This is a genomic window from Propioniciclava sp., assembly GCF_029977985.1.
Classification (GTDB): domain Bacteria; phylum Actinomycetota; class Actinomycetes; order Propionibacteriales; family Propionibacteriaceae; genus Propioniciclava.
Genome location: NZ_JARKOT010000129.1, coordinates 21542 through 32635 on the forward strand (window position 1 = coordinate 21542; position 11094 = coordinate 32635).

The 11094-nt window shown below is 72.4% G+C and carries 9 protein-coding genes and 1 pseudogene; 4 read left to right on the plus strand and 6 right to left on the minus strand.

The annotated features are described in order from the left end of the window. The 3 genes from Q1K57_RS08265 to Q1K57_RS08275 all read right to left on the minus strand — a co-directional run bounded on the left by Q1K57_RS08265 (nt 1) and on the right by Q1K57_RS08275 (nt 2930). Nucleotides 1-717, minus strand: a complete 717-nt coding sequence (locus Q1K57_RS08265) for a DUF2202 domain-containing protein (protein ID WP_300080845.1) — start codon at nt 715-717, stop codon at nt 1-3. 87 nt (nt 718-804) lie between these two features. Continuing rightward, nucleotides 805-1581, minus strand: a complete 777-nt coding sequence (locus Q1K57_RS08270; protein ID WP_300080848.1) for a sulfite exporter TauE/SafE family protein — start codon at nt 1579-1581, stop codon at nt 805-807. Further along, a complete protein-coding gene (locus Q1K57_RS08275) occupies nt 1578-2930 on the minus strand; it encodes an MBL fold metallo-hydrolase (protein WP_300080851.1) in 1353 nt (450 codons plus the stop codon). The genes Q1K57_RS08270 and Q1K57_RS08275 overlap by 4 nt, the downstream gene beginning before the upstream one ends. Nucleotides 2931-3002: 72 nt before the next feature. On the opposite strand from Q1K57_RS08275, the gene Q1K57_RS08280 reads away from it, so the two are divergent. Next, nucleotides 3003-3323, plus strand: coding sequence for a rhodanese-like domain-containing protein (locus tag Q1K57_RS08280; RefSeq protein ID WP_300080854.1), 321 nt, complete (start codon nt 3003-3005; stop codon nt 3321-3323). Nucleotides 3324-3352: 29 nt separating this feature from the next. On the opposite strand, the gene Q1K57_RS08285 is transcribed toward Q1K57_RS08280, so the two are convergent. The 3 genes and pseudogenes from Q1K57_RS08285 to Q1K57_RS08295 all read right to left on the minus strand — a co-directional run. Continuing rightward, on the minus strand, nt 3353-6181 hold the full coding sequence (locus Q1K57_RS08285) for a cell wall-binding repeat-containing protein (RefSeq protein WP_300080857.1): 2829 nt from the start codon (nt 6179-6181) through the stop codon (nt 3353-3355). Between the two features lie 139 nt (nt 6182-6320). Further along, a complete protein-coding gene (locus tag Q1K57_RS08290) occupies nt 6321-7163 on the minus strand; it encodes a metallophosphoesterase (RefSeq protein WP_300080860.1) in 843 nt (280 codons plus the stop codon). Between the two features lie 129 nt (nt 7164-7292). After that, nucleotides 7293-7823 (minus strand): annotated as a pseudogene (locus Q1K57_RS08295) (inorganic diphosphatase); the annotation flags it as partial. 122 nt (nt 7824-7945) lie between these two features. Here Q1K57_RS08295 and dacB point away from each other — a divergent pair. The 3 genes from dacB to tilS all read left to right on the plus strand — a co-directional run. After that, nucleotides 7946-9343 carry a D-alanyl-D-alanine carboxypeptidase/D-alanyl-D-alanine-endopeptidase gene (dacB, locus tag Q1K57_RS08300; RefSeq protein ID WP_300080862.1) on the plus strand — a complete coding sequence of 466 codons (1398 nt, stop codon included), beginning with the start codon at nt 7946-7948 and terminating at the stop codon, nt 9341-9343. 56 nt (nt 9344-9399) lie between these two features. Beyond that, nucleotides 9400-10383 carry a zinc-dependent metalloprotease gene (locus Q1K57_RS08305; RefSeq protein ID WP_300080865.1) on the plus strand — a complete coding sequence of 328 codons (984 nt, stop codon included), beginning with the start codon at nt 9400-9402 and terminating at the stop codon, nt 10381-10383. Next, the coding region (tilS, locus tag Q1K57_RS08310; RefSeq protein ID WP_300080868.1) for a tRNA lysidine(34) synthetase TilS at nt 10383-11094 on the plus strand (712 nt) is incomplete at its 3' end. The genes Q1K57_RS08305 and tilS, both read left to right, overlap by 1 nt.

An 11094-nucleotide genomic window follows, 5' to 3' on the forward strand; every position in this document is an offset into this window, starting at 1 on the left:
TCACCGCAGCGGGCAGTCCTGCGTTCCGGCCCCCTGCTGCAGGCCACGGCCCGGCCCACCGCGACCCTGCATGCCCGGGCCGCCCTGCTGGTTCTGCTGGCCCTGCGGGTCCCGGTTCTGGGCGCCTGGGCCGCGGCCCTGCATGCCCCGCCCGGCGCCCGGAGTGACCTCGCCGGAGAACGCTGCGAGGTGGTTCTGGGAGCCGGCCAGGAGGTTCTCGAAGAGCTGCTTCGCGTCGGCCGCGGTGGTGCGCGCGATGACCTCGGTGAGGTCGGCGATGTCGGCCTTCTCCACGGACACGCCCGCGGCCAGGGCGCCGTCGAGGGAGTCCTTGCCCTGGGCGAACAGGTCGGCGTACAGGGTGTCGAGTTCGTCGAAGGCGTAGTCGCCGGCCGCCAGCCCGGCGGAGGGGTCGTCGATGCCGTAGCGCGTCAGCACGACGCCGACGGCGGTCCAGTGCTGATTCTCCGCGCGGGTGATCATGCTGAACGGGCGGGTGCCGTCGTGCTCGGCGGCGAGGGCGGCGTAGAGGTCGCGGGCCATCCGCTCCTCCTCGCGCATGAAGCGCAGGTCTTGCGTGAGCTGCGTGGACGCCGTCGTCCCCGACGTGTCGGGCAGCGGCGTGCGGGGGGCGGCCTGGGCGAGGCCGACGACGCCCAGCGTGCCGGCGGCGATCGTGCCGGCGGCGGCGAGGGCGAGGATGCGGGTCCTGTTCATGATCGGCTCCTTTGTGATCGTGTGCCCACGACGCTACGGACGCCGCGTGAGGCGTCCGTGGGGGGTTCGTGAAGCTTCCGTGAAGGCTCAGGCGGCGAGCGCGAGCGCGCTCGAAACGACCGTGTAGATCCCGACGCAGACGAGGAGGAACGCGAACGCCCGCTTGAGGGCGCGTGGGTCGGCCCGACCGGCGATCCGGGTGCCGGCGAGCGAGCCCACCATCGTCGCGGCGGTGAGGGCGGCGACGAGCGTCCAGTCCAACTGGACGCCGAGGCTCAACTTGGTGACCAGAGCGGCCGCGCTGTTCAGGGCGATGACGAGCAGCGACGTCGCGGCGGCGGTCGGCATCGCCAGCCCGAGGACGAGTGTGAGCGCAGGCACGATCGCGAACCCGCCCCCCACGCCGAAGAACCCGGTGAGGACGCCGACGCCCAGCCCGGTGCCCCCGGTGAGGGCGGCCCGACGCGGGTCGCGCAGGTCGGCGGGGGCGGCGTCCGGGTGTGGGGTGCCTCCGGGGCGGAGCATGAGCAGCGCCACCACGACGAGCAGGACGCCGAACGAGACCATGAGCCACTGGGGATCGAGACCGCGGGACAGGAAGGAGCCCGCGACCGCCCCCACCGCTCCGACCGCGGCGAAGACCAGGCCACGGGCCCAGTCGACGCGGCCCGCGCGCGCGTGCGCGACGACAGCGACCAGCGACGAGAGTCCCACCACCACGAGGGAGGCGGTCGTGGCCTCGGTGACCCCCATGCCGAGCACGTAGGTGAGCACGGGGATGGTCAGGATGGCGCCGCCGCCGCCGAGCGCACCGAGGACGAGTCCCACGGCGAGCCCGGCAACGACGGCCCAGACGAGCGTCACGACGTGCTGATGGGCAGTCCGGCGGGCCCGGCGTTGGCGAAGCTGTCGTCGACGTGCACCACCGTGCGGCCGTGCGCGAGGAGGATGGACGCCGCCAGTGCGGCCCGATAGCCGCCCGCGCAGTGCACCCAGACCTCGCCGTCCGGCACCTGATCGAGCGCGTGGAGCAGGTCGTGGAGGGGGACGTGGGTGGCGCCCTCGATGTGACCGTCTTCCCATTCGAGGCGGCGGCGGGTGTCGAGGACGACCACCTCGCGGTGGTGCCGCACGTCGCGGAGGTCGGCGAAGGTGGCGCGCGGGTAGCTGGCCAGGGGGGCGTCCGTCCAGTCCTCCGGGCGGCCGCTGGCGCCGCCGGCGAGGCGGTCGATGCCGATGCGGACGAGCTCGCGCTGCGCCTCGGCGACCTCCTCGGGGGTGTTGGCGAGGATGGTCAGGGGCGTGCCCCACGGGATGAGCCAGCCCACGTAGGTGGCGAACTGGCCCTCCAGGCCGGCGTTGAACGTGCCCGGAACGTGGCCGGCCGCGAACGCCACCCGGTTGCGGACGTCGACGACCCACTCGCCGGCCTCGATGCGCCGGCGCAGGGTGGCGGCGTCGGCCGGCTCGGGAGCCGACAGGTCGGGGGCGTCCGGGCCGGCGGAGTTGGCGGGGGCCATGTGGGCGTAGTACGCAGGCCACTTGTCGAGCCCCTCGAGAAGGTCGGCGACCCAGTCCTCCTCGGACTGGGTGAGGGCCGGATTCTCCGCCTTCTCGATGCCGATGGTGGAACGGTCCGCGGAGGCCTGGGTGGCGGAGCAGAAGCTGCCGAAGCCGTGCGTGGGGAGGACCCTGGCGGCGTCCGGGAGTTCGTCGGCGAGGCGGTGGGCCGAGGCGTACTGGTGGTGGACCAGCGCATCGGTGTGATCCGGGCCGAGCAGGTCCGGGCGGCCGGTGGAGCCGAACAGCAGCGAGCCGCCGGTGAACACGCCGACCTCTTCCGTGCCGTCCGAGAGGGCGTAGGAGAGATGGGTGAACGTGTGGCCGGGGGTCGCGATGACGCGGACGCTCATCTCGCCCACGGCGATGACGTCGCCGTCGCGCACACCGACCCGCTCGAAGCTGACGGGGTCGTCGGCGTTGACGTGATAGGCCGCCCCCAGCTGCTGTGCGAGCGCGTATCCGCCCGTGACGTAGTCGTTGTGGATGTGCGTCTCGAAGATGTGGGTGATCCTGACGCCCGCCTCTTCGGTGACCTTGAGGACGCGGTCGATGTCGCGCTGCGGGTCGACGACGAGGGCGACGGTGCCGTCGTGGGCCACGTAGCTGCGGTCGCCGAGGCTCGGGGTGTCGATGGGAATGATCTCGATCATGGTGGAACCTCCTTGTCTGGATATACCCTAGGGGGTATAGCCTCAAGTGCCAAACGCGAGAAAGGTGGGGCCATGGCCGACAGGATTTCCATGGACGATTTCGTGGGTCGCCACGGCGACGACGTGACGGTGGTCGACGTGCGCGAGGCGGACGAGTACGTGTCGGGGCACGTCCCCGGGGCGATCTTCGCACCGATGAGCAACATCACGCCGCATCTGGCGGCGTTGCCGCGGGACGAAGTGGTGTATGTCATCTGCCGCTCCGGCCAGCGAAGCCAGGCCATGGCAGACCTCATGGTCGCCCAAGGCATCCGGGCCGTCTCCATCGACGGCGGCACCATGGCCTGGATCAACGCCGGTCAGCCGGTCGTCGAGGGGCGCACGCCGCGCTGAACACCGACCCTCGCGGTGAGGGCCCGTGATCAGCAGGTCCGCGGGTCGTCCGAGACGGCTGCGGTACCGCCCAGGATGACGGTCAGCGCCGGCTTGAAGGCAGAGAGCGTCGCGCTGGTCGCCTGCGGGCGGCACGTGGACCGGGTCAGCAGCAGGGGAGCGTCGCTCGCTGCGGCCGCGGGCGTGCCCGAGAGGGCGTCGGGGAACTGCTCGCCCGACGCGAGGAACACGCGCTCCGCCCCGGAACCCCAGGACGCCTTGGCGACCTCGGCGGCCGTGGCGTAGCGATCCGCACCGGCGACCCGCTGCACTGAGGTGCCCGGCAAAGACGACTTCACTTGGTCGAAGACGTTCTGGCTCACCGCGGCGGTCCCGCCCACCACGACGACGCGGGTGGGCTTGAGATCGATCAGCCGCGCGCGCGTGGCTGCCGGCAGGTCCCCCTGAGCCGTGAGCAGGATCCGCGACTGGCTGCGCGCCGCTGCCGGACCGGTGGCGAGCGCGTCCGCGAAGCCCTGGCCGGAGACGATGTAGATCGTTCCGGGGAGTGCGTCGCCGGCGAGGTTGGCCGCGGTCTCGTACCGGTTCGCGCCCTGGATCCGTTCGGTCGGGACGCCGCCGGCGGCGGCCTTCGCCGCGTCGAGAGCCCCGGCCGAGATGGCAGCGTCACCGCCGATGGCGATGATCTTGCTGGGCTTGAGACGGGCGAGTTCGGCACGGACGGCGTCCGGAACCGTGTTCTGGCCGACCAGAAGGATCGGCGCGCCGTTCGCGTACGCCACCGGGCCGGCGGCGAGGGCGTCCGGGAAGGAGTCGGCGCGAGCCAGGTAGACCGCGCCGTGGTAAGCCGGGGCAATCGAGCTCGAGATGGCGGCCGCTGTCGCATAGCGGTTGGCCCCCGCGAGCCGGACCGTGCCGGTGCCGCTCATCGCGAACAGCTGGTTGGAGATGATCGGCGTCGCCTGGATGGGCGCGGCGCCCGACTTGGAGACCGAGTCGGGGAACCAGAGCCGCATGTAGCGGTAGAAGTTGCGGTTTCCGTAGCTGGAGCACGAGTCGCCACTCCCGGTCGCCGTCGCGAGCGCGGCTGCGTTCGGGACATACGGCGTGTAGTTGTACAGCCCGGCCGTTGCCTGGTTGGCGATGGTCACGCTCGCCGTGCCGCACAACAGGTTGGGGTGGAACTGAATGGAGTTCTGCCCGACCTTGTAGCGGTAATCGGCCCCGTCGAGCCGGTACCGCTCGAAGCGTTCGGCGGCACCGTAGACCTGACGGAAGAAGCCTGCGTAGGCGGGATCGCAGGCGGCGCCGTCGGGGCAGCCCACGCCGGTCGCCCGCTCGTAGCGGGCCGCCGTGAGACCGGTGCCGGAGGCCGTCACGAGCCCCTGTTCCTTCTGGAGGAGCACGAGCAGCACCTTCGGGCTGACCCCGCACGCCCGGGAGACGTCGGCGATCATGTCCCACGGCGCGTAGCCGGTCCGCGCCTGAATGGCGTCGCAGTACGAGGTGGCGGCCATCGCCGGCACGTCCCCGCGGTAGTTCTTGAGACACGGGGTGCCGTCCGGCGCGTTCACGCAGTCGACGCCCTTGCCTTCGATGAAGTTCTTGATGTCGAGCGCGTTCAACGCGCCGCGGTCGTAGAACTCGGCGTCACCGATGATGTTGCCGGGGTCGAAGCCGACGAGGCCCGGATCGGGGTAGTCACTGCTGAGCAGCCTCACGACCTGCGAGCGGATCTCCGGGATGCGCGCGGCCACCTTGCTGCCGGGGCAGTCGGTCGCGTTCTCGTCGCGGTGCATCGAGATGGCCTTCAGGTGGATGCTGCCGCCGTCCTGACCGCCGGAACCCCACGTGGCCACGTTCGGATCCACGCCGTGCAGGCGGAACTTCCACGCGATGACCCGCGCCGTGGTGTCGATCATGGACTGCGTCGGATCGACGCTCTCGAAGTCGCCCATGAGCGAGATGCCGAACACGCGCGCGTTCGTGACGCCATACGCGTGCCCGCCCTGGACCGGGCGGTCGACGCGGCCCCCGCGGCCTTCCCAGGCGCGACCGAACTTGTCGACGAGCACGTTGTACGCGATGTCGTTCCAGCCGCGGCTGTTCACGTGGTACTCCTGGATCGCACGCAGGATCGAGGGCACCTGCTCGGGGGTGTAGGAGTTGGTCCCGGCGGTGTGGTGCACCATCGCGCCGGTGACCTTCGCGTAGGTGTAGGGGTTCTGCACGAGGCTCTCGTTGGCCCCCCATGCGGCGCGACTGCGGATCTCGGGGTTCGACCACGCGAGTTGGCTGGCGGCCGCATCGGCAGCGGTCGTCGCCGTCGACACCACCGACAACTGGGCCGCGACGGCGGCAGTGGAGACGGTCGCCACTTGGACCGTGGTCGAGTCCACGCCGGCGGACTGGGTGACGATCACGGGTTCGGTGCCGGAGGATTCCCCATCCACGGCATGGTCCAGTTCCAAGCGGGTCCACGTCGTCGGCACTCCGTCGTCGACCTGGCGGACGTAGATCTCGACGCCCGGCGCGGCCTCGGGCAGCGTCACCCCGGCGACGCCGACGTCCTCGGTGAGCTCGGCTTCGGCGAACTGAACCGTCGCACCCGCGGCCAGGTCGACCGTCTCGGGAGCCGTTGGCCGGCCATCGGCGGCGGCCTCGGCGGTGCGACGGTCGGTGGCCGCAGCCGGCACCTGATCGGCGGGCAGCGACAGATGATCGCGGGTCACCGTGAGCGCTCGGGTGACCGTCGACGGCTTCGGCCGCGGCATGGCATCCGCCGCCGGCGCACCGAGGACGGAGAAGACGAGGGCGAGGGCCGCGATGGGCATGCCGATCCGGCGGATGTGATTCACTGGAAAGCTCCTTGGGGCGCGGTGAACGGCCTCAGGCTAGTACAGAACGCCGACCACGTCTGTAGGCGACCGGGAGGGGGTGGAGCGCCGGTTGAGGGTTGCCCCCAGGGTCCCTCTGCCGGTCTGGGGACGCGCCGCGTCAGTCGTCGAACGCCAGCCGGCCGCGGACGTCCTCGCTCGTCAGGACCTCGTGGACGCCGACGCCCGGGTCGAGCGGGACGGCCGTCACGACCACGGAGGAGTCGTACAGCTCCACCAGGTTGAAGCCCGTGTGGGCGGCCTGGCCGCGTAGGTCGGGGGAGACGCCGACGTCCTGGGTGTACGCCAGCGACGTTGCCATCGCCACGGGCACGCCGGCCAGCGTCCCGAAGCCCGTCTGGTGGAAGTGCCCCGACAGGATCACGCGCACGTCCCGCCCTCGCACCACCTCGGCCAACGCGTCGGCGTTGAGGAGCGGCCAGAGATGGGCGGCATCCTGCGGCTGCGGCACGGGGGCGTGGTGCACGACGAGGACGGTCCCGGCCGGAGCCGCGGCGTCCAGCCGGCCGTCGAGCCACGCCAGCGTCTGGACGGTCACGAGCCCTTCGGGCACACCGGCGAGGTTGGAGTCCACGGTGAGGATGCGCAACCCCCGCACGAACGTCTCGGTGTTCACCGCGGCCCAGCCGCGCAGCCCGAGCCCGGCGCGGAAGGCCCCGACCTCGTCGTGGTTGCCGTTGCCCCACACCACCGCGGCGCCGACCTGCGCCGCGGCGTCCGCCACCCGATCGTGCAGCCAGGCGTACGACGCGGGTGACCCGTCGTCGGACAAGTCCCCCGAGAACACCCACGCATCGACAGGCAGGCGCCACGAGGTGAGGACGGCCAGTGCCGCCTCCAAGCGTTCGCGCGGCTCGACCACCCCGCCGACGCCTGACCCGTCGCCGGTCAGGTGGAGGTCCGACAGGTGGGCCAGGGTGTGGCGCGGTGTCGGTCGGCTCATGAGTCCAAGGCTAGTGACCGGCCCCGACGGTTCGCCGTCTCCCCTGCGGCGTCAGGCGTCCGTCGGCTCCTCGTCGTGAAGGCCACCGATCGTGTCCCGGGCGTCGCCACCCTGCGGCGGCGTGAACTCGTTCTCGTAGTCGGTGCCGCGCGCCCGGTCCCAGGATGCCCGGATCTCGGCCTCGGCGTCCTCCCGGGACACCCACACCGCACCCTCGACGGACTTGCCGGGCTCGAGGTCCTTGTAGACGCTGAAGAAGTGCTCGACCTCGAGGAGCGTCAGGTCGGGCAGGTCAGTGAGGTTCCGCAGCGCCTGCTGCCGGATGTCGGCGATCGGGACGCACAGGACCTTGTCGTCGCCGCCCATCTCGTCCTGCATGCGGAACATGCCGATCGCCCGGCACTCGATGAGTGCCCCCGGGAACGTCGCTTCCTGCAGCAGCACCATGGCGTCGAGCGGATCGCCGTCCTGGCCGAGCGTCCCCTCGATGAACCCGTAGTCGTTCGGGTACTGCGTCGAGGTGAACAGCGTCCGGTCGAGGCGGATGCGGCCGTTGTGGTGGTCCATCTCGTACTTGTTCTTGGTGCCCTTCGGGATCTCGACGGTCACGTCGAAGTGGAGATCCGGCTTCATCTTGGGGCGATCGAACTTGGTGCGCATGGTGGGTCACCTTTGGCTCGTGGGAGATCGGACGTTCTCAGGCTAGCGAATGGCACGATAGTGGGACGCGACGGCGGCAAACCGGCCGAAGTCGCGCCCGAGGCCGAGCAGGAGGTGGTGGCGTGACTCTCGCCGAACGCCCGCGTCGACGCCCACGCCGGCACGCCCGATGGTTCTGGCCCGCGGTCATCTGGATCCTGGCGCTCGGCGTCGCCGCGGCCACCTGGGTCGTGCGCGTCCCCCTCACCGAGGCGATGGACGCCGACCCCACCGTGGGTTCGGGACGCCTCGAGGCGCGGGAGACAGGCACGGTGCCGGCTGCCGTGCTGGACGCCCTCCCGGACGCCCGGCCCATCGATCCCGATGTGCTCGCGGCGCGGCTGGCGGCGATCCCGAACCCCGGCGGCGGTGACATCGTCGGCGTCGTCCTGGACGGCCGCACCGGCACCGAACTCACCCGCCTGGGTGCGGGCGGCACCCGGACGCCGGCCTCCTCCATGAAGGTGCTCTCGGGAGTGGTGGCGCTGGACGTGCTCGGCCCGGGCACCACGTTCCCCACCACCGCCCTGTTGGCCCCCGACGGCTCCCTCGTGCTGCGCGGCGGCGGCGATCCGCTGCTCACCTCGTCGACCTCGCCGGACTACCCCCATCCGGCGTCCCTCGAGCAACTGGCCGCGGCGACCGCGGCAGCACTGACGAGGCGGGGGGTCACGCAGGTGCGGCTCGGTTATGACGCCTCTTTGTTCGGCGGGCCGGGGTGGAACCCCGCCTGGCCGGACATCTTCGCCTCATCGGTGGCCCCGATCACCGCCCTGACGGCCGACCACGCCCGCATCGCCCCGCCGTCCTACGAGCGCAGTCCCGACCCGGCGCGCTTCGCCGCCGAGCGCTTCGCGGACGCCCTCCGCGCGCACGGTGTCGAGGTCACCGCCATCGACCCGATGACCACCCCCGCCGGAGCAGACGAGCTCGCCCACGTCGACTCGCTCCCCGTGCGGACGCTCGTCGAGCAGTCGCTCACGAACTCCGACAACGACGCCGCCGAGACCCTCGCCTGGCAGGTGGCCCTCGCCCGCGGCGTCCAACCCACGCCGAGCAGTGCGGCGGCGACCCTGCGCACGGAACTCACCCGCCTCGGCCTGTGGAGCGACGGCATGGCCGCCCTGGACGGCAACGGCATCGCCACCGACAACCAGGTCACCCCGGACGCCCTCGCGGGCGCCATCGAACTCGGCCTGCAGCGCGACGACCTGCGCGCCGTCATCACGGGGCTGCCGGTGGGCGCGGTCAGTGGGACGCTCGCCGAACGGTTCGAGGCTCCGGACGCCCTCGCCGGCCGCGGGACGGTGCGCGCCAAGACGGGCACCATCCGCGGCGTCAACACCCTGACCGGCTACGTGGTCACCACGGACGGACAGCCGCTGGTGTTCGCGTTCATGGTGTCCGGCGGGGCCGGGCAGACGTCGGCGCGCGCCTGGCTCGACCAGGCGTCGGCCACGCTGGCGTCCTGCGGCTGCTGACCGCCGGCGGCACCTGTTGCCCTGTGGGCGGCAACGCGGTCCGTAAGCTGGGCGCCATGCCGAGCCTGCCGCACATCGACGCCCGCGCCGCCACCGCCGTCGGCACGGCGCTCATGCCGCCCGGCCCCGCATTGGACGCCCCGGCCGCCGAGGCCCTCGTCGCCGGCCTCCGGGCGGCGGCGGAGGCGTCCGTGACGCCGGTTGCCGAGGTGACCGGGCTCGACGTGCCCCAGGTCGGCGGGCCGATGCGCATCGTCGATCGCCCCACCTGGCTGGGTGCGAACGTCGACATGGCCCTCACCATGCTCGACGAGGCGGGCGGCGGGCTTCCCGAGACCGACGGCGTCCTCGACCATGCGGCCGCCCGCGCCAACGGCGCCCAGCTCGGCGGCGCGCTCGCCGTGCTCGGCACACGCATCCTCGGCCAGTGGCTGCCGTTCCTCGCCGAGCCGCAGCTGGTCGTCGTCGCGCCGAACGTGGCCAAGATCGAGGCTGTCATCGACGTCGACCCCGTCGACTTCCGCCTCTGGATCTGCCTCCACGAGCAGACCCATCGCCTCCAGTTCTCCCGAGCCCCGTGGCTGCGGAGCCACCTCATCGGCGAGATGGGCGCTCTGGTCGCCGAGGGTCTGCCCGGCCATCGGGAGGGACGCCGCCCCGCCGCCTCCGTCGTCGAGGCGGTCCTGACCCCGGAGCAGCGCGTGGTCTTCGCGCGCGTGGGCGCCGCGATGAGCCTGCTGGAGGGCTACGCCGACGACATGATGGACCGTGTCGGCCCGGCCGTCGTCCCGTCGGTCGCCCACATCCGCCGTGTCTTCGAGGCCCGCCGCAACCGCGGCGGGTGGCCGAGGCTGCTCAACAAGCTCCTCGGCATGGACCTCAAGCTCGCCCAGTACCGCGAGGGCGCCCGGTTCTGCCGCGCCGTCATCGGCCGCGTCGGCGTCGACGGGCTCAACGTCGTCTACGACGCGCCGGCGTACTTGCCCACGCCCGAGGAGATGGCCGATCCCCAGCGCTGGGTCGCGCGCGTCCACGGCTGATGGCGCGCCGGGCGCTCGGGCCGGCGACGCTCGCGGTCGTCCAGGCCGTCTCGGCCCTCGACGCCGCCGCGTGGCTCGTCGCCTGCTCCGGCGGCGCCGATTCCGTCGCGCTCGCCCGTGCCGCCCACCTGGTCGCCACCAGCCGGGGCACGTCGCTGCGTGCCGTCTGCGTCGATCACGGTCTCCAGCCGGGCTCGGACGCCGTCGCCACCGGTGTCGTCGCCTCCCTCCGGGAAGCCGGGTTGGACGCCGTCGCCGTCCGGGTCGCCGTGGGCACCCGTGGCGGTCCGGAGGCCGCGGCCCGCGACGCCCGGTACGCCGCGCTCGAGGCGTCCGCCCGACCGGGCGAACGGATCCTGCTCGGCCACACCCTGGACGACCAGGCCGAGACGGTGCTGCTCGGGCTGGCCCGCGGGTCGGGCGTCCGGTCGCTTGCCGGAATGCCGGTGGAGCGCGGGCCGTTCCTGCGTCCACTCCTCGGGCTGGGCCGCGAGGTCACCGCCGCCTGTTGCGCCGAACTCGGCGTCGAACCCTGGCCGGACCCCATGAACACCGACCGGCGCTTCGCCCGCGTCCGCGTCCGCGAGGTGGTGCTGCCCGTCCTGGAGGCCGAGTTGGGCCCCGGCATCCGCGAGGCGCTCGCTCGCACCGCCGACCTGAGCCGGGCGGCGTCCGACCTCGTCGGTGCAGTGTCGGCCGGCGAGACGCTCA

Bases quoted from the DNA above. Each gene is read 5' to 3' on its own strand.
- Q1K57_RS08265 (WP_300080845.1), bottom strand. From the start codon at position 717: ATGAACAGGACCCGCATCCTCGCCCTCGCCGCCGCCGGCACGATCGCC.
- Q1K57_RS08275 (WP_300080851.1), bottom strand. From the start codon at position 2,930: ATGATCGAGATCATTCCCATCGACACCCCGAGCCTCGGCGACCGCAGC.
- Q1K57_RS08280 (WP_300080854.1), top strand. From the start codon at position 3,003: ATGGCCGACAGGATTTCCATGGACGATTTCGTGGGTCGCCACGGCGAC.
- Q1K57_RS08290 (WP_300080860.1), bottom strand. From the start codon at position 7,163: ATGAGCCGACCGACACCGCGCCACACCCTGGCCCACCTGTCGGACCTC.
- Q1K57_RS08305 (WP_300080865.1), top strand. From the start codon at position 9,400: ATGCCGAGCCTGCCGCACATCGACGCCCGCGCCGCCACCGCCGTCGGC.